The following is an 18,377-nucleotide window of genomic DNA, read 5'->3' as shown; positions in this document are numbered from 1 at the left end:
GTCACCCGCGGTTTCCCGAGACGGTTTCGCGCGCCGCCCTGAGGGACTCCTTGAGGGAGCCCATGGTGGCGAGGACGGCGGTGGGCTCGTAGCCGCAGTGCGCCATGCAGTTGGCGCAGCGCGGGTCCTTGCCGCGGCCGTACTTGCTCCAGTCGGTCTCCTCGATGAGCTCCCGGTAGGTGGGGACGTATCCGTCGCTCATCAGATAGCAGGGGCGCTGCCAGCCGAAGAGCGAGTAGTTGGGGATCGCCCACGCCGTGCACGGGAAGTCCGCCTTGCCCTCGAGGAAGTCGAGGAAGAGCGGCGAGTGGTTGAGCCGCCAGCGCCGCCGGTTGCCGCCCGCGAAGGACTTCTTGAAGAGCTCGCGGGTCTGCTCCACGCCGAGGAAGTGCTCCTGGTCGGGCGCCTTCTCGTAGGCGTACGCGGGCGAGATCATCATCTCGTCCACCTTCAGGTCGTCATTGAGGTAGTTGAGCACCTCGATGACGGTCTGCGGGGTGTCGGTGTTGAAGAAGGTGGAGTTGGTGGTGACCCGGAAGCCGCGCTTCTTGGCCTCCTTGATCGCCTCCACCGCCTCGTCGAACACGCCTTCCTTGGCGACCGACTCGTCGTGCCGCTCGCGCAGCCCGTCGATGTGCACGGCAAAGGCGAAGTAGGGAGAAGGGGTGAACTCCTCGATCTTCTTGCGCAGCAGCATGGCATTGGTGCAGAGGAATACGTACTTCTTCTTGGCCACCAATTGCCGCACGATTTCATCGATCTGAGGGTGCATCAGCGGCTCACCGCCCGCGATCGAGACCATTGGGGCCCCGGACTCGAGCACCGCCCCGACTGCCTGCGCAACCGGCATGCGCTGCTTCAGAATCCCGGCCGGGTGCTGGATCTTCCCGCAGCCCTCACACTTCAGATTGCAGGCGAAGAGCGGCTCCAGCTCGACGATGAGCGGAAACTTCTCACGCTTGCGGAGCTTCTGTTCAAAGAGATACGTCCCGACCCTGATGGTCTGACGGAGCGGCATGGCCATCTAGCTCACCTCCTGGGGAGCAGAAAAGAACGGTGCCATTCAAAGAAAGCAGGAAGGACGGCACGAAGAACACGGAAAGCTGATATTCCACCGTGGACCGTGCTAATCCGGACGAGTTCATGCTCTGGAGCGTCCACGACCACCCGGACGGCCGCAACCGGACGGGACCCGGTACTCAGGGCACCGTGGAGCGTGGCCGCGGACTCCATGTCCACGGCGATCGCCCCGGTGGCGCGCAGGTCGGCCCGCTCGTGACCCCGCACGACATGGTCGGACCCGATCAGCGGGCCGGTGTGCACGGTGCGTCCGGGTACGGCCCTGGCCACCGCCTTGACCAGCCGTTCCGTATCCGTACAGGCCGTGGCGCCGACGGCGTGCCGGGTCTCGTCGGCGACGACCAGGTCCCCGGGGTGCATCCCGGGGGCGAGCCCGGCACAGAAGCCGGAGGCGACGACCGCCGCGTTCCGCAGCGGCCCGTCACCGCCCAGTGCGCCCAGCACGGCACGCTCCGCGTTGTGCGGCCCCATGCCGGTACGGAGCACCGTCACCGGGCCGAGTGCGCCGCTGCGGTCGCCGCTGCGCAGGGCAAGCTTCTCGATGCCGAGCGCACAGGCGATCAGCAGCGGCGCGGCGGCACCGGACGACGGCTCCGGGGATCCTTCCATCAGCCCCCCTCGCGGCTGTCTGCGCGGTCGGCGAAGGGCTCGCCGTGCACATAGCGGCCCAGTGCCGTGAGCGGGAAGACCTGCCGGTAGAGGTGGTAGTTGATGGAGAAGTCCCAGGGGAAGCCGGTGCCGGTGAAGTGCGGCTCGTCCCAGGACCCGTCCGCCTGCTGGGTCTCGGCGAGCCAGGCCACGCCCCGCTCGACCGACTTGCTCTCCCGCTCCCCCGCCGCGAGCAGCGCGAGCAGGGCCCAGGCGGTCTGGGAGGCGGTGGAGGCGCCGTGACCGATCCACTGCTGCTCGCGATAGGAGCGCAGGTCCTCGCCCCAGCCTCCGTCGTCGTTCTGGACGGATTCGAGCCAGCGGACGGCCCGGCGGATCGCGGGGTGCGAGACAGGCAGCCCGGCCGCGGTCAGCGCGGGAACCACCGACCCTGTTCCGTATACGTAGTTGACGCCCCAGCGCCCGAACCAGGCGCCGCTGAGCTCCTGTTCGGCAAGCAGCCACTCGATGCCACGCCGGGTACGGGGGTGTTGGGCCTTGCCCTCGTAGGCCAGCATCTCGACGACATGCGCGGTGACGTCCGCCGACGGCGGGTCGATGACCTCGCCGAAGTCGCAGAACGGCAGCCGGTTGGGGAAAGCGCTGGTGTTGTCTGCGTCGAACGCGGCCCAGGCGCCATTCCTGGACTGCATCCCGAGGGTCCAGGCGCCGGCCCGCGCGACCGCCGCGTCGACCGACTGCCGATCGGGGTGCTTGACCCGTCGCAGGGCGAGGATCACCTCGGCCGTGTCGTCGATGTCCGGGTAGTTGTCGTTGTGGAACTCGAACGCCCAGCCGCTGGGCGCGAGTTGAGGTCTGCGTACGGCCCAGTCGCCGGGCCGTACGATCTCCTCGGCCAGCATCCAGTCGGCGGCCTTGACCAGCGCGGGGTGATCCGCCGGAAGCCCGGCGTCGGCGAGGGCGATCGTGGCCAGGCAGGTGTCCCAGACGGGCGACTGACAGGCCTCGATCATCCGCGCGCCGTCCTCGCGCCATAAGGCGAACCGGTCGAGCGACTCAAGACCGGCCCGCATCACGGGGTGCTGAAGGTCGTAGCCGAGCAGATGCAGGGCGATCACGGAGTAGACGGCGGGCGGCTGGATGCCACCCCAGCAGCCGTCGTTCTCCTGGCGCTCGATGATCCAGCGCGCTGCGGCGTTCATGGCCGCTCCGCGCAGCCGGCGCGGTGCGACCTTGTGGTACACGTGCAGCGCCTTGTCGGCACGCTGGAAGAATCCGTCCCAACTCGCCGCGGAAGCAAGGGGCTTGGGCGGGTTCGGCACCCGGGCGTCGGTGTGCAGCTCGTCGAGCGCGAAGGGCGCGGGCCGCACCGGCCGCTTCGCCGAGACGACGGTGAGCGGCACGATGGTCTGGCGCGCCCAGCAGCCGAAGTCGTAGATGTTCAGCGGGAACCACTTGGGCAGGAAGATCAGTTCGGGCGGCAGTTCGGGAAGGTCGTCCCACTTCCACCAGCCGAACAGGGCCAGCCAGATCCGGGTGAAGACCCGGCTCGCCGCAATGCCGCCCCGTTGCCTGATCCAGGCGGAGGCGCGCGCCATGTGCGGATCGTCCGGCCGGTGGCCGGCCAGCCGGAGCGCGACGTATGCCTCGATGGTGGCGGAGAGTTCGCCGGGCCCGCCGTAGAAGGTTGCCCAGGTGCCGTCGTCGCGCTGCTCGCCCCGGATGAAGCGGGCGGCCGCCTCGGTGGTCCGCGCGTCCTGGATGCCGAGAAACTGACGGAGCAGCAGATCCTCGGCGTCCATGGTCACATTGGTCTCGAGGTCGCCCTTCCACCAGCCCTCGGCGTCCTGGCGACCGAGCAGATGCTCGACGGAACGTTGTGCGGCCAGTCCGGCGGCTTCGAGGACGTCACTCGGGGCGGGGCGCTCGGCAGGATGAGTGTCGGTTGTTCTGCTGGCCGCGGCTGCGCCGGCCCCCGCGGGCCCGCTGCTTCCGTCGGTCGTCGCTGTCATGGCTTCCCCTTCGTTGCAGTGGTTCTCTGCTGTGCTGGGGTCTGACGTCGGCCGGCGCCCGGTTTCCCGTGCACCGGCCGGCGACTGCTTGGGGGCCTGGGGGCTAGCCCCCAGAAGACACGCGTATACGGGCGATGGCGATCATCTCTTTCGTACGACGACGAAGTCCGCGAGCGCGATGAGCTGCGCCCGCACCCGTTCCGGCATGTCGACGCGGCCCAGCGCCTCGATCGCGACGGCGTGCTGCCTGCGGGCCTCCTGGGAGGTCCAGTCGCGGCCGCCCGCTTCTTCGATCAGGGCCGCCCTGGTAGCGAATTCTTCCTCGGAGAAGCTGTCGAAGTCATTGCTCTTGGCGTCGGCCGCGAGCAGCTCTCCGAGGCGCTGTGAGGCCGGTCCGCCCGCGGCGAGCGCGGCGACGACCGGAAGGGACTTCTTACGCTGGCGCAGATCGCTCCAGGTCTGCTTGCCGGTGGACTCCGGGTCGCCCCAGATGCCCAGCAGATCGTCGACGGCCTGGAAAGCGAGTCCGAGGTGGTAGCCGTACGCCTCCAGCGTGTCGGCCGTCCGGTCGTCCGCCCCGCCGAGCACCGCGCCGATGGAGACGGCGCAGGCCAGCAGCGCGCCCGTCTTGTTGCCCTCCATCTCCAGGCACTCCTCGACGGTGACCCGCTCGCGGTGCTCGTAGGAGATGTCCTGGGCCTGGCCGTCGATGAGCTTGCGCGTGGCAGTGGTCAGCCGGCGCGTGGCGCGGCCCGCCTCGACGGTGCCGAGCTCCAGCAGGACCTCGCCCGCGAGCGCGAACAGCGCGTCGCCGACGAGGATCGCCTGGGCCGGTCCGTGCACCTTCCAGACGGTGTCGCGGTGGCGGCGCTGCTCGTCGCCGTCCATCAGGTCGTCGTGCAGCAGCGAGAAGTTGTGCACCAGCTCCACCGCCACGGCGCCGGGGATGCCGACCTCGGGGGCTGCGCCGGCCGCCTCGGCGGACAGCAGCGCCAGCGCGGGGCGTACGGCCTTGCCGCCGTCCCCGTCGGCGGGCCGTCCTTGCGCGTCGATCCAGCCGAAGTGGTAGGCGGCGACGGTGTCCATGGGCGGCGCGAGCCGGTCCACGGCTGCGCGCAGCACGGGGGTGGACATGGTCCGCCCGCGCTCCAGCAAAGCGACGATGTCGACTCCCGCTGCGGTGTCATCAGCAGGGCTCGCCGAGGGCACAGTCGGCACGGTCTCTCCTCTTGTTCCAGTACTGAAGCTCACGCCGCCTCCTTGAGCGGATGTTCATGGTGGCGGCCGAGCGCGGAGAGTGCGGCGCCCGCGGCGCTGAAGCCGCTGCGTACGGCGCTCTCCATGGTCGCGGGCCACCCGGTGGCGGTCCACGAGCCCGCAAGGTACAGGCCGGGGGCCCGGGTGCGCGCACCCGGTCGCAGCCGGCCGACGCCCGGGGCAGGGGCGAAGGTCGCCGTCCGCTCCCGGGTGACGAAGAAGTCGCTCACCCCGGCGCCTCGCGCGGCGGGCAGCAGCCGCTCCAGCTCGGGCAGATACCGCTCACGCAGTACGGCGACGGGCGCATCGATCTCGTCCTCGGCGGCGGACTGGGACAGCGCCAGATACTGGCCTTCCCGCAGTCCGGAGGCCTCGGTGCGGTCGAAGACCCACTGGACCGGGGTGCCGAGCGCGGCGAAGAAGGGACGGCGCAGCACCTTGCGGTCGTACAGGACATGGATGTTGAGGATCGGCGCGGTGCCGATGTCGAGCAGCCGGTCGGGGTCGTCGAGGGCCCCTTCGGGCAGCAGCGCATGGGCCTCGCGCTGCGGCACGGCGAGGACGACGGTGTCCGCGTCCAGTTGCTCGCCCTCCACGTTGACCTGCCAACGCCCAAGGCCCGCACGGGAGATGCTCCGTACCCGGGTCGAGAGCTCGGTGCGTACACCGGCCGAGTCGAGTGCCTTGCGGGCCAGCGTGTCATGCAGGTCCCCGAGCGGCACGCGGGCCCAGCCGATGTCGGCGGCGCCGGGCTCGGAGAGCAGTCCGGTCTTGAAGACCATGGCGGCGAGGCCCATCGAGGCGTTCGGCGCGGTGGCGTTCAGCGTCGCCACGCCGACCAGGTCCCAGAGGGCTTCGACGGTGCGCTGCGACTGGCCGTGGCGGCCCAGCCAGGTGGCGAAGTCGATGCCGTCCAGCGCCGGGTCGGCCGGGTCCAGCTTGCCGAGCGCGAGTGCGGCGCGCCCGACGGACGCGCGCTCGGCGAGCGAGAGGTGCGGATAGGTGGCGAGTCCGGCGGCGAGGTGCAGCGGTACGGGCAGCGCGGTGCGGCGCAGCCGTCCGAGACGCGGTCCGCGCGCCGGTGCGACGTCCAGTACGGGTACGTCCAACCGGTCCTGGAGCGGGGCGAGATGAGCGCCGTCCACCCGGTCGAGGAACCAGCGGTACGCGGTGCAGCAGCGCAGGTACACATGCTGGCCGTTGTCGACGGTGAGGTCCCCGCGGCGGAAGGAGAAGGCGAGACCGCCCAGACGCGGGCGGCCTTCGAGGAGGGTGACACCGACTCCCGCGTCGGCGAGTTGCAGCGCCGCGGTGACCCCGGCGAGTCCTCCGCCGATCACCACCGCGTGCCGGGACCGCATGTCGTCGTCCGTCATGCGACCTCCCCTCGGGCCGTTGCAGTCTGGGACGTCGCGCCGCACCGGAGGGTTGCGCGCCGCTTGTCCGCGTTCGCCCGCATCAGGCACGCCCCCTGAGCTTCTGCCGGGTGACATGCCGGGCGTCGAGTCCGGAAAGCCCGCGCACGGCGACGTACGCCTTCTCGCGCCCGGGCAGGGACACGCGGCCGCGCAGCACCGCCTCGGGGTCCCGCTCGATGCGGTCGAGGAGGCGGCGGTAGATGCCGGCCATCGCGGCGACGCAGGCGCCGCTGCGCCGGTCGAGCATCGGCAGCAGCCGGTAGCCCTCGGCGAACAGGGCGCGGGCGCGCCGTACTTCGAAGTGCACAAGGCCCGCGAAGTCGGAGCCGGGCGGCGGGGTGGCGCTGTGGAAGCCCGCGGAACAGCCGAACTTGGCGAGGTCGTCGGCGGGCAGATAGGTGCGGCCGTTGCCCGCGTCCTCGCGAACGTCCCTGAGGATGTTGGTGAGTTGGAGGGCGAGTCCAAGCGTGTCGGCGTACTCGGGGGCGCGTTCGGCGCCGCGCGCGCCGGGCTGGGTGCCGAACACGCCGAGCGAGAGCCGCCCGATCGCGCCCGCGACACACCGACAGTACGTCTTGAGGTCGTCCCAGGTCTCGTAGGTCTCGCCACGTACGTCCATCAGCACGCCGTCGATGAGCTCGTCGAGCCCGCCGAGCGGAAGGGGAAACCGGCGCGCCGCGTCCGCGAGGGCGACCGCGACCGGGTCGATGTCGTCCTCGCCGACCGCGTCCTGACGGATCCGCTTCAGGAGTTCCCGCGTCCCTTCGAGCCGGTCCCGCTTGGCCTCCGGAGCGAGCGTGCCGTCGCCGATGTCGTCGACCCGCCGCGAGAACGAGTACAGCGCCGACATGGCCTGCCGCTTGTCGGTCGGCAGGAGCCTGATCCCGTAGGCGAAATTGCGCGCCTGCTGCCCGGTGACGGCCTCGCAGTAGCTGTACGCAGCCTGCACCGGCGCGGGTACCTCCGTCGGTCCCTGCATCGTCCGGCTCACCCCTCTCTACGCGCTTTTCGCAAGACAGCTCCCACTTCACGCAGCAGATGTGCCTTGGTGGGCTTGGGCGGTCCGGGCAGGACGTCGTTTCCGGCAGCCTCGATCGCGGTGAGGGCCGCGCGCCCCCCGGCAACGAACCCGGCCAGCAGCAGCCGCAGTCTGCCGTGGACGCTACCCACCAGCGGTGTGCCTTCATTCAGCAGTTGCAGGGCGCGTTCCGCTTCGTACGCGACCAGTGAGCGCACCGACGCGCTCCCCGTTCTCGCGGCCAGGTCGGCCTCGGTGACATGGAAGCGGTGCATGTCTTCTGCGGGCAGATAGATCCGGTCGCGCCCCAGGTCCTCGGCCACGTCCTGGAGGTGCTCGACGATCTGGAGGGCGGTACAGACGGCGTCGGAGCGGCGGACGCGTTCGGGACTGGCGGTCCCGGTGATCTGCAGCACCAGGCGACCGACGGGGTTGGCGGACAGTTCGCAGTACGCGAGGAGTTCGTCGTACGTCTTGTAGCGCCGCACCAACTGGTCCTGGCGGTTGGCTTCGATCAGGCCGAGGAAGGGCTCGGGGGTGAGCGAGCGACGGCGCACGGTCGACTGGAGGGCGTGCAGCAGGGGGTGACTCGGTTCGGTATCGGCGGCGAAGACGCGGCGCAGATCGGCCTCGAAGGCGTCGAGCATCGCGAGCGGGTCGTCGGCCTGCGCCGGGTCGACGCCGAGGTGGCGGGCGTCGGCGCCGCCGGGCGCGAGGTCACCGTCGCCGATGTCGTCGACGAGGCGGGCGTAGCCGTACACCGCCATCAGGTCGTCGCGCCAGGCGCGCGGCAGGAAGAAGGGGGCCACCGGGAAGTTCTCGTCGGATGCCTTGTCGAGGGTGGCGCGCGCGGATGCCTCGCGGCGCGCCTGCCGGGTGCCCGTCATACGGGACTGCCCGGCGCGGGGACGGCGAAAGCCTCGCGGACCTGGAGATTTTCCGTCATTGCCGTCACATCTCCCGTTCTACACTGCCGACCCAATACATCCTATTTCGGACACGCCGCCGGTCCTCCCGACTGAGGGGGCACCGCCTGGCGGACGGGATGCCTAGGGTGTATCGCCCCACTTGCCGCGATTCAGCACCGGTACAGCTTACGTTGTACAACGCCCAGTGATACGCCGGGGTGTTGCGCGCATTACAAGAACACTCCAATCGTCGCCAACCTTCCCCCGGGCCCCGGGAATTGACCTTCACTTGACGATCCGGGCCCGATCGCCGCGCCCCGGCGAGGGAGCCGCTGTCTCTCCAGAGACGCAGAAAGCCCCCGCCCGGATGCCACGGCGGGGGCCTTTTGGGACCGGCGGCGGACTACCTGCCGCTCTCCTTCTCGTACGCCTTGATGACCTCGTCGGTCGGCCCGTCCATCAGCAGCTCGCCCTTCTCCAGCCACAGGACGCGGTCGCAGGTGTCCCTGATCGAGCTGTTGCTGTGGCTGACCAGGAAGACCGTGCCGGCCTCCTTGCGCAGCTCACGGATACGCTCCTCGGAGCGCCGCTGGAACTTCCGGTCACCGGTGGCCAGCGCCTCGTCGATCATCAGGACGTCGTGGTCCTTGGCCGCGGCGATGGAGAAGCGGAGCCTGGCCCCCATGCCGGAGGAGTACGTGCGCATCGGAAGGGTGATGAAGTCGCCCTTCTCGTTGATCCCGGAGAAGTCCACGATCCCCTCGTAGCGCTCGCGGATCTCCTCACGCGTCATGCCCATGGCCAGGCCACCGAGGATGACATTGCGCTCACCGGTCAGATCGCCCATCAGCGCGGCGTTGACGCCGAGCAGGGAGGGCTGGCCGTCGGTGTAGACCTTGCCGCTCTCCGTCGGCAGCAGACCCGCTATGGCGCGCAGCAGGGTCGACTTGCCGGAACCGTTGGTGCCGATCAGGCCGATCGCCTCGCCGCGGTACGCGGTGAAGGAGACGCCGCGCACAGCGTGCACCTTGCGCACTCCCCGCGACTCGCCCTTGTCCCGCCGCACGATCCGGCTCAGCGCGGCGGTGGCGCTGCCCCTTCCGCCGCTGCCGCCGTGCACGCGGTACACGATGTGCACATCGTCGGCGATGACGGTGGGAACGCGGGAGTCGTCGACGGTTCTCTTGTCGTTCTTTTCGAGATCAGCCACGGCCGTACCGTTCCTCAGCCTTCCAGAAGTACACGAACCCGGCGATGCCGAACAGGATCGCCCAGCCGAGCGCGAAGGCCCAGATGTGCGGAGGCAGATTCTCGGAGCCGTAACCGTCGATCAGTGCGAACCGGACGAGGTCCATGTAGACGGCGGCCGGATTCCACTGCAGGACATCGGCGATCCAGGCCGGCTTGTCCTTGAGCATCATCGGGATGGAGAACATGACGCCGGACGCATACATCCAGGTGCGCATGATGAACGGCATCAGCTGGGCGAGATCGGGCGTCTTACTGCCAAGACGGGCCATGATCATCGCCATGCCGGTGTTGAACACGAACTGCATTGCCAGCGCGGGAATGATCAGCAGCCAGGAGAGCTTCGGGTAGCTGCCGAAGCCGATCGCGATCAGGAACAGCACCAGCATCGAGAACAGCAGCTGCTGGAGCTGCTGGAGCGCGAAGGAGATGGGCAGGGCGGCGCGCGGGAAGTGCAGGGCCCGCACAAGACCGAGGTTGCCCGAGATCGCCCGGACGCCCGCCATCACCGAGCTCTGGGTGAAGGTGAAGACGAAGACGCCGGTCACCAGGAACGGGACGAAAACCTCGTTGGGAATCCCTTCCCGGGTCCCCAGGATGAGCCCGAAGATCAAGTAGTAGACGAGCGCGTTGAGCAGCGGCGTCGCCACCTGCCACAGCTGGCCGAGCTTCGCCTGGCTGTACTGGGCCGTCAGCTTGGCCTGCGAGAAGGCCAGGATGAAGTGGCGCCTGCCCCACAGCTGCCGGATGTACTCGGCGAGCCCCGGCCGGGCACCGCTCACCGACAGGCCGTACTTGGCGGCCAGCTCCGCCGGGGTCAGACCGTCGTCGGGCGACGGGCGAACGCTGGTCGCGATCGCGCCGTCTTGGGTCGTGTCACTCACAAGTTGAAACTTTCGTGTTCAAGATGCGCGGCAGTAGGGCTCTCAGGTGGCGGCCAGGTCCCGGAGGTACGCCCGATTTTCTCAGAACCGAGCTTGTCAGATGACGGGAGGTCGGCCCAGTCGGGTGAGCCGCCATACCGTACGCCATTTCATCGGACGGCGCGGACCACAGGGCGTCCGCCAGCCCTCCTTGAAGCCGCCGAACCATGCCTTCAGGGCGGGCAGCGAGGGGCGCCGGGCCAGTGTGAGGAGCACCCAGACACCGATGTAGACGGGGACCAGGGGCGCGGGCAGATTGCGGCGGGCGAGCCAGACCCGGTTGCGGGCCACCATCCGGTGGTAGACCGCGTGCCGGGACGGCGGCATCGTCGGGTGGAACAGCACCATGTCCGCGCGGTAGTCGATCGCCCAGCCGGCGTCCAGCGCCCGCCAGGCGAGGTCCGTCTCCTCATGGGCGTAGAAAAACTCGTCGGGCAGTGCCCCGACCTCGGCGAGCACCTTCGTACGCACGGCATTGGCGCCGCCGAGGAAGGTCGTCACCCGCGAGGAGCGCAGCGGGTCGGAGGCGCGCAGCCGCGGGACGTGGCGGCGCTGGGTGAGCCCGGTCTCCGGGTCGGCGATCCGGAAGCTGATGATGCCCAGCTTCGGGTCGGCCTCGAAGGCCTGGCGCACCAGCTCACCGGTGTCGCTGTTCGGCAGCAGACCGTCGTCGTCGAGGAAGAGCAGCGCGTCGACTCCGGAGCCGGACGGGCCGAAGGCCTCGATGCCCACGTTGCGGCCGCCGGGGATGCCCAGGTTGTCGGGCAGGTTCACGGTGCGTACAACCGACGGGAAATCTGCGACGTCCATCACCGGGGCGCCGTTGCCGACCACGACCACCTCGATCGGGTCGCCGTCCTGCTTGGCGACCGAGTCGAGGAGGGCGCGCAGGTCGTCCGGCCGGTTGCCCATCGTGATGATGACCGCGCCGAGCCTCAGCGGCGCCGTCACTTGAGCCTGCTGGACGCGAGGATCGACACGAGGTGCAGCAGCGTCTGGACGACCGCGATACCGGCGAGGAACGCGATGCCGAGACGGGTGAAGAACAGATCGCCCTGGATCATGTCGAGGATGGCCACGACCAGGATGAAGAGGCTGGCCTCGATGCCGCCGACGAGCCGGTGGAACTTCAGCGCGGCCGCGGCACGCCGGGCCAGCGCCAGACCGGAGGAACGGGGCACGGACGCCTCGTCCTTGACGGCGGGCAGACCGCTGCGCTGGCGGGCCACGTCGACCAGGTCGGTCTCGGCCTTGATCAGGATCGCGCCGAGGGCGGCGACCGTACCGAGGAAGGCCCACAGCCAGTTCGTGGAGCCCTCCTGGTGGAAGACGTCCGCGCCGCGCACGCCGAAGCCGACCAGCAGGGCCGCCTCACAGAGGTAGTGGCCGATCCGGTCGAGGTAGACGCCGGTGATCGACGTCTGCTTGCGCCAGCGGGCGACCTCGCCGTCCACGCAGTCGAGCAGCAGATAGATCTGGAAGAGCACCACCGCGAGGATCGCGCCGGGCAGTCCCGGGATCAGCAGGGCAGCGCCGCCCAGCACACCCACCACGACCATGAGGTAGGTGAGCTGGTTCGGCGTGATCTTGGTGTTCACCAGGTACGGGTCTATGTGCAGCGAGATCTCTCGCATGTACAGGCGCCCGGCCCAGTGCTCGCCGCTTCGCCGGTCCTTCACTCCCTCCGGGTGAACGACCGGACGGAGTTCAGCTACTGATGGTCTTGGCATAGTCGGCGTACGCGTCCCTGATCTGGTCGGTTGAGAGGTCGAGGTGCTCAAGGATGGTGAAGCGGCCCGGACGGGTCTGCGGCGCGTATTCGACGGCTCTGACGAATTCGTCCACGCTGAAGCCGATCTCCTCTGGCAGCACCGGCAGGCCGTGCCTGCGCAGCACCTCGGCGAAGAGTCCGGACTTCTCGTGCGCACCACGCAGGTGCATCGCGAAGGCGGCTCCGATGCCGACCTGCTCGCCGTGACTGGCGGCCCGCTTGGGGTGGAGCAGATCGAAGGCGTGGCTGATCTCGTGACAGGCGCCGGACGCGGGCCGGGTGTCCCCGCTGATCGAGATCGCGATGCCGGTCAGCACCAGGGACTCGGCGAGCACGGTGAGGAAATCGTCGTCACCGACACCTCCGGGGTGGCGCAGGACGGCTTCGCCGGCGGTACGGGCCATCGCGGCGGCGAGGCCGTCCACCGGTTCCTGGTTGACCTGGTGGGACAGCTCCCAGTCCGCGATCGACGAGAGGTTGGAGATCGCCTCGCCGATGCCGGAGCGTACGAAACGGACCGGGGCCTCGCGGATGACGTCGAGGTCGATGACGATCGCGATCGGACCGGGGACACCGTAGGAGCCGCGGCCGTTGTCATTGTCCAGCGTCGCGACCGGGGAGCACAGGCCGTCGTGCGAGAGGTTCGTCGCGACGGAAACCATGGGCAGGCCGACTCGCGCCGCGGCGTACTTCGCCACGTCGATGATCTTGCCCCCGCCGAGGCCGACCACGGCGTCGTACCGCTTGCCCTTGATGTCGTCGGCGAGCTTGACGGCGGAGTCGATGGTGCCGCCGACGACCTCGAACCAGGTGGCGCCCGGAAGCACCGGCGAGAGCTTCTCGCGCAGCGCCTGGCCGGAGCCGCCGCTGATCGCGATCGCGAGCTTGCCGGAGGAGGAGATCCGCTGGTCGGCAAGGAGGCCGGCCAGATCGTCCAGGGCGCCGCGGGCGATGTCGACGACGACCGGGGACGGGATCAGTCGGGTCAGTACAGGCACGCGATCTCACGGCCCTTCGCGAGGTCGTCGTGGTTGTCGATCTCGACCCACTTGACGTCGCCGATGGGGGCCACGTCCACGGTGAAGCCGCGGTTCACGAGCTCCTGGTAGCCGTCCTCGTAGTAGAGGTCGGGGTCGCGCTCGAAGGTGGTCTTCAGCGCGTCGGCGAGCTCGTCGGCGGCCTCGGGCTCGATGAGGGTGACGCCGATGTACTCACCGGTGGCGGTGGCCGGGTCCATCAGCTTGGTGATGCGCTGCACACCCTTGTCGCCGTCCGTGATGACCTTCATCTCCTCGTCGGCGAGATGCTTCACCGTGTCGAGGGCGAGAATGATCTTCTGGCCGTTGCCGCGGGCGGCGAGCAGGGTCTGCTCGACGGAGACGGGGTGCACGGTGTCGCCGTTGGCGAGGATGACGCCCTGCCTTATGACGTCACGGGCGCACCAAAGGGAGTAGGCATTGTTCCACTCCTCGGCCTTGTCGTTGTCGACGAGGGTGAGCTTCAGGCCGTACTTCGCCTCCAGGACTGCCTTGCGCTCGTATACGGCCTCCTTGCGGTAGCCGACGACAATGGCGGCTTCGGTGAGCCCGATGTGAGCGAAGTTCCCCAGGGTGAGGTCGAGGACGGTGGTGTCGCCGTCGACGGGCACGAGGGCCTTCGGGAGCGTGTCGGTGTAGGGGCGAAGACGCCGTCCGGCACCGGCTGCCAGTACGAGGCCGATCATGCGGGTTCTCCTTCGTCATGTACGGCGGGTGCTCCGGAGGACACCCAGAAGCGGATGCTCTCCACAAGCACCACGAGTGCGACGGCCACAGCGAGGGCCGTCAGCGCGATGGTGAAGTCTGCGGCGGCGACCACCGCGGCCAGCAGCGCGACTGCCAGGACCCGCCCCTCGTGCCCGCCGGTCGCCCGCACCAGCCAGTGCGGCGGCGCGCCCGTACCGCCGCGGATGCGGTACACCGTGTCGTAGTGATGGTAGGCGACCGCCGCCACCAGTCCGAAGGCCGCGGGCAACGCTCCGTTCACCTCTGCCCGGGCGGCGAGCGCCAGGACGGTGCAGTATTCGGCGGCCCGGAACACCGGCGGGACGAGCCAGTCGAGGGCGCCCTTGAGGGGGCGGGCGACGGCTGTGCCCGAGGTGATGACATACGCCACAGCCGCGACGACCGGCCAGAGTGAGCCGTAGTCGGTGAACGTGGCACTTGCCACAAGAGCGGCGCCGCCGGCCAGCGCGATCGCGAGCGGCCCGAACGCGGGAAGCTTTCTGGCGGCCGTCGTGAAGGCGCGCGCGGCGCTCGCGGCGAGCGGGCCCGAGTCGGCGAGGTCGGCGAGCGCCTGGGCGGCCCGGTCGGTCCTGCGTGCCTTGCGGGTCAGCGAGCGCAGGACGCGGCCCGCCGTGGTGTAGCAGGCGGCGAAGGCGCAGCCGATGAGCAGGGCGTAGAAGACGATCCGGGGCGTGGCCACGGCCGTCAGCACGGCGATCATGGCCCAGCGCTCGCCGATCGGCAGCACGATCATGCGGCGCAGCCAGACCGTCCACCCGACGCTGTCGAGCTTCTCGGAGAGCGCGGCGGTGGGGCTGCCAGTCACAGACTTACCAACGGCCGTCGCGTCGTGGTTCGCCTCGTTGAAGGAGAAGTCCACGACATGGCGGCAGGTCTGCAGCACCATCGCGCCGAGTGCCAGTGCCCATACGTCGTCGCCGCCGCGGGCGGCACCGAGGGCGAGACCGGCGTAGTACGCGTACTCCTTGGCGCGGTCGAACGTCGCGTCCAGCCAGGCGCCCATCGTCGAGTACTGCAGCGAGTAACGGGCCAGCTGCCCGTCGGTGCAGTCCAGGACGAAGGAGAAGAGCAGCAGCACACCCGCCGCGATGTAGCCGCCGCGAGTGCCGGTGGCCGCGCTGCCGGCCGCGATCAGCGCGGTGAGCAGCGAGGCGGTGGTGACCTGGTTGGGGGTCAGTCCGCGCCGCGCGCACCAGCGGGCGAGATAGCGGGAGTACGGGCTGATGCAGAAGGTGGTGAAGAAGCCGTCGCGGGCCTTCACGGCGGAGCGCAGCCGTACGGCCTCGTCGTCGACCGCGGTGACGGCCTGCCGGGCCTCGTTACGGGTCTGGGGGTCAGTGGGCACGGTCGCCACGAGCGACCCCAGCTCGGGCCGGTGCACGGCGGTGCCCTCGGCGTCGAGCGCGTCGGCGAGCGCGTCGGGCACTACCGGCGCTCCCGCGCCCGTGCTGCCGGTGGCGGGCCGCACCGCGGCCCGGACAGCCGACAGGGAGTCACTGTCGTCGGCCGCGTCGCCGGCCTGTGCGGCGGTCGCCAACTCGGCGGCACCGGACGGTGCGGCTCCGGCCACGCCGGACGGGGTCCCTGTGCCCGCCGCGACCGACAGAGCCCGGGTCAGAGCAGTCCGTGCCTGAGGCTGCACCGTCAGTGCGCCCGGGACCGCGGCGGCCGGGAAGCGGGGGTCCGTCAGCGCCAGCCGCAGGGCGTGAACGTGCCCCACGAAGCGGGGGTCGACGACGGCGACGCGATCGGTGCCCGGCACCGCTGCGACCAGCGCTGCGGTGTCCTGGGCGCCCGAGGCGACCCGGACGTCGAAGCCCAGCGACCGCAGATCGCCCTCGAGCGACGATCCGGGTACCGGCGGACCGGTGAGGATGGCGGTCGACAGACGAACTCACTCCTTGGCGCTGACGGTGCTGGTGCGCGGCGGCTCGGCCCGTATACGGGCGGCGGCACGTCGGCAGAGGCTATCGGATGCACGGAGGCGGGAGTTCACTGGCCGTTTACGTCCCGCTCGACATGGCCGGGCCCCAGGAGGGCCCGCCGAGATCATCATCGTCGATCGGCGCCTCGGCCCACAAACCGCGGGTCCGCAGGGCCTAGGCTGACCGGCATGACTTGGCTGATCACAGGTGGAGCGGGGTACATCGGCGCGCATGTGGCGCGGGCCATGACAGCAGCGGGCGAGCGGGTCGTCGTCCTCGACGATGTCTCCTCGGGCATACCCGAGCGACTGCCCGAGGAGATTCCGCTGGTCCGCGGCGCGGTCCTGGACCGGGAGCTGCTCGACCGCACCCTCGCCGAGCACGCCGTCACCGGTGTCGTACATCTCGCGGCGAAGAAGCAGGTCGGGGAGTCCGTCGAGCAGCCGCTGCGCTACTACCGGGAGAATGTGCACGGTCTCACAGTGCTCCTCGAGGCGGTCGTCGCGGCAGGTGTGCGGCGCTTCCTGTTCTCCTCCTCGGCCGCCGTATACGGCGTGCCCGAGATGGACCTGATCCCCGAGTCCGCTCCGTGCGAGCCGATCAATCCGTATGGCGAGACCAAGCTGGCGGGCGAGTGGCTGGTACGGGCGACAGGCCACGCGCACTCCATGTCCACGGCCTGTCTGCGCTACTTCAATGTGGCGGGCTCGGCCCGGCCGGAGCTGGCCGATACCGGAGTGTTCAACATCATCCCGATGTTCTTCGACCGGATCACCCGTGGTGAGGCCCCGCGGATCTTCGGCGCCGACTACCCGACGCCGGACGGCACCTGCATCCGTGACTACATCCATGTCGCGGACCTGGCCGACGCCCATCTCGCGGTGGCCCGCCGGCTGGCCGAGCAGGACGGGGCCGGGGATCTGACGGTCAACATCGGCCGGGGCGTCGGCGTCTCGGTGCGCGAACTCGCCGATCTGGTGGGCGAGGTCACGGGGTACGGCGAGGCGCCGGTGATCGAGCAGCGCCGTCCGGGCGATGCCGCCAAGGCCGTCGCCTCGGTAGATCTGATCGCCAAGGAGCTGGGCTGGACGGCGTCGCGCGGGGTACGCGAGATGGTGGAGTCGGCCTGGGATGGCTGGTGCCTGCGGCACCCCGAAGCCCGCATCAAGTGATCTTGTCAGCGCCCTGACCTGCAGGTCGTTTCCGCAGGTCAGGCGTTACGACAACGGTGTTCAGTGCCGTGTTGCCTGATACCCCCCACCCGTAGTTGACTGAGGTCTCGGCAGATCATCCGACGACCTGGAGGCGTCTCGCATGGGGGCTGGGCACGACCACGGGCATTCGCACGGCGGGCCGCCGCCGACCGGCACCGCGGCCTCGGCCTACAAGGGACGGCTGCGCATCGCGCTCGCCATCACGCTGAGCGTGATGGTCCTGGAGATCGTCGGCGGCATCCTCTCCGACTCCCTTGCCCTCATCGCCGACGCCGCCCATATGGCGACGGACGCGGTCGGTCTCGCGATGGCGCTGCTGGCGATCCACTTCGCCAACCGGCCCGCCGGACTGAACCGCACCTTCGGCTTCGCCCGGGCCGAGATCCTGGCCGCGCTCGCCAACTGCCTGCTGCTGCTCGGCGTCGGCGCCTATCTGCTCTTCGAGGCGGTGGAGCGCTTCATCACCCCGGCCGAGACCAAGGGCTGGCTGACGATCGCGTTCGCCGTGGTCGGTCTGCTGGCCAACATGGTCTCGCTCTCGATCCTGGTGCGGGGTCAGAAGGAGAGCCTCAATGTGCGCGGGGCGTATCTGGAGGTGCTTGCGGACACGCTCGGTTCGCTGACGGTGCTGGTCTCGGCCGCCATCATCCTCGCGACCGGCTGGCTGCCCGCCGACCCCATCGCATCACTGGTCATCGGCCTGATGATCGTGCCACGCACCTGGAAGCTGCTGCGGGAGACCCTCAACGTCCTGCTGGAGGCGGCGCCGAAGGGCGTCGACATGGGCGAGGTCCGGGCGCACATAGTGGGGCTCCCCGGCGTGGAGGACGTCCACGATCTGCACGCCTGGACGATCACTTCCGGGATGCCGGTGCTCTCCGCGCATGTGGTGGTGAGCCAGCACATCCTGGACGCGGTCGGGCACGAGAAGATGCTGCACGATCTGCAGGGGTGCATCGGGGGCCACTTCGACGTGGAGCACTGCACCTTCCAGCTGGAGCCGGTCGGCCATGCGGAGCACGAGGCGAGGCTCTGTCACTGAGGGCAGCGGCTGCTAGCCTTACCGGCCAGTGTTACCAGCACGCTTGAGAGGAGCTGAGGTTGATGACCGTCGCGGCGAACGCTGCCCTGCGCAGCGCCCGGTCCATCTTCGGCTTCCGGGCTGCCGGCTGACCCTTTTCTCGTACGCCTTCTCGTACGTCGGCCGGAG

16 protein-coding genes are annotated in these 18,377 nt (G+C 69.7%); 2 read left to right on the top strand and 14 right to left on the bottom strand.

The genetic code is table 11. The features are described 5' to 3' along the window. Window position 1: 1 nt before the first annotated feature. From hpnH to ACZ3H8_RS04325, 14 genes are all read right to left on the bottom strand, one after another. Entirely contained in the window at window positions 2–1,024 is a 1,023-nt protein-coding gene (gene hpnH, locus ACZ3H8_RS04390; RefSeq protein WP_398982469.1) for an adenosyl-hopene transferase HpnH, read from the bottom strand. A 5-nt stretch (window positions 1,025–1,029) separates the two neighbouring features. After that, window positions 1,030–1,689: a phosphorylase family protein gene (locus ACZ3H8_RS04385; RefSeq protein ID WP_467397199.1), complete on the bottom strand. Its 660-nt coding sequence runs from the start codon at window positions 1,687–1,689 to the stop codon at window positions 1,030–1,032. Then, window positions 1,689–3,701, bottom strand: a complete 2,013-nt coding sequence (gene shc, locus ACZ3H8_RS04380) for a squalene--hopene cyclase (protein WP_467397196.1) — start codon at window positions 3,699–3,701, stop codon at window positions 1,689–1,691. The genes ACZ3H8_RS04385 and shc overlap by 1 nt, the downstream gene beginning before the upstream one ends. A 141-nt stretch (window positions 3,702–3,842) precedes the next feature. Beyond that, window positions 3,843–4,910 carry a polyprenyl synthetase family protein gene (locus ACZ3H8_RS04375; protein WP_467397955.1) on the bottom strand — a complete coding sequence of 356 codons (1,068 nt, stop codon included), beginning with the start codon at window positions 4,908–4,910 and terminating at the stop codon, window positions 3,843–3,845. 38 nt (window positions 4,911–4,948) lie between these two features. Continuing rightward, window positions 4,949–6,334 carry a hydroxysqualene dehydroxylase HpnE gene (gene hpnE, locus ACZ3H8_RS04370; RefSeq protein WP_467397194.1) on the bottom strand — a complete coding sequence of 462 codons (1,386 nt, stop codon included), beginning with the start codon at window positions 6,332–6,334 and terminating at the stop codon, window positions 4,949–4,951. 82 nt (window positions 6,335–6,416) lie between these two features. After that, complete coding sequence (gene hpnD, locus ACZ3H8_RS04365) at window positions 6,417–7,355, bottom strand: presqualene diphosphate synthase HpnD (protein ID WP_467397191.1); 939 nt, start codon at window positions 7,353–7,355, stop codon at window positions 6,417–6,419. 8 nt (window positions 7,356–7,363) lie between these two features. Beyond that, window positions 7,364–8,281 (bottom strand): squalene synthase HpnC, encoded by a 918-nt coding sequence (hpnC, locus tag ACZ3H8_RS04360; protein ID WP_467397189.1) that lies wholly within the window; start codon window positions 8,279–8,281, stop codon window positions 7,364–7,366. Window positions 8,282–8,705: 424 nt separating this feature from the next. Further along, the gene (locus tag ACZ3H8_RS04355) at window positions 8,706–9,512 is read right to left on the bottom strand and encodes an ABC transporter ATP-binding protein (protein ID WP_467397187.1); all 807 of its coding nucleotides are present in this window, start codon (window positions 9,510–9,512) and stop codon (window positions 8,706–8,708) included. Next, window positions 9,505–10,434 carry an ABC transporter permease gene (locus ACZ3H8_RS04350; RefSeq protein ID WP_307659953.1) on the bottom strand — a complete coding sequence of 310 codons (930 nt, stop codon included), beginning with the start codon at window positions 10,432–10,434 and terminating at the stop codon, window positions 9,505–9,507. The genes ACZ3H8_RS04355 and ACZ3H8_RS04350 overlap by 8 nt, the downstream gene beginning before the upstream one ends. Window positions 10,435–10,530: 96 nt before the next feature. Continuing rightward, a complete protein-coding gene (locus ACZ3H8_RS04345; RefSeq protein ID WP_467397952.1) occupies window positions 10,531–11,385 on the bottom strand; it encodes a glycosyltransferase family 2 protein in 855 nt (284 codons plus the stop codon). A 35-nt stretch (window positions 11,386–11,420) separates the two neighbouring features. Then, the gene (locus ACZ3H8_RS04340; RefSeq protein WP_467397183.1) at window positions 11,421–12,203 is read right to left on the bottom strand and encodes a CDP-alcohol phosphatidyltransferase family protein; all 783 of its coding nucleotides are present in this window, start codon (window positions 12,201–12,203) and stop codon (window positions 11,421–11,423) included. Then, entirely contained in the window at window positions 12,181–13,242 is a 1,062-nt protein-coding gene (locus tag ACZ3H8_RS04335) for an iron-containing alcohol dehydrogenase family protein (RefSeq protein ID WP_467397179.1), read from the bottom strand. The genes ACZ3H8_RS04340 and ACZ3H8_RS04335 overlap by 23 nt, the downstream gene beginning before the upstream one ends. After that, complete coding sequence (locus ACZ3H8_RS04330) at window positions 13,230–13,967, bottom strand: phosphocholine cytidylyltransferase family protein (protein ID WP_467397177.1); 738 nt, start codon at window positions 13,965–13,967, stop codon at window positions 13,230–13,232. The genes ACZ3H8_RS04335 and ACZ3H8_RS04330 overlap by 13 nt, the downstream gene beginning before the upstream one ends. Beyond that, window positions 13,964–15,916 carry a DUF5941 domain-containing protein gene (locus ACZ3H8_RS04325; protein ID WP_467397950.1) on the bottom strand — a complete coding sequence of 651 codons (1,953 nt, stop codon included), beginning with the start codon at window positions 15,914–15,916 and terminating at the stop codon, window positions 13,964–13,966. Before ACZ3H8_RS04325 ends, ACZ3H8_RS04330 begins: the two co-directional genes overlap by 4 nt. A gap of 225 nt (window positions 15,917–16,141) precedes the next feature. Between ACZ3H8_RS04325 and galE the strand changes: the two genes are divergently transcribed. After that, window positions 16,142–17,125 carry a UDP-glucose 4-epimerase GalE gene (gene galE, locus ACZ3H8_RS04320; RefSeq protein ID WP_467397175.1) on the top strand — a complete coding sequence of 328 codons (984 nt, stop codon included), beginning with the start codon at window positions 16,142–16,144 and terminating at the stop codon, window positions 17,123–17,125. A gap of 142 nt (window positions 17,126–17,267) precedes the next feature. Beyond that, the gene (locus tag ACZ3H8_RS04315; protein ID WP_467397172.1) at window positions 17,268–18,209 is read left to right on the top strand and encodes a cation diffusion facilitator family transporter; all 942 of its coding nucleotides are present in this window, start codon (window positions 17,268–17,270) and stop codon (window positions 18,207–18,209) included. The last annotated feature ends 168 nt before the right edge of the window (window positions 18,210–18,377 follow it).

The sequence above is a fragment of the Streptomyces sp. NPDC002868 genome, assembly GCF_055563295.1.
Note: the sequence above shows the minus strand (reverse complement) of the source record. Positions and strands in the feature narration are given on the sequence as shown.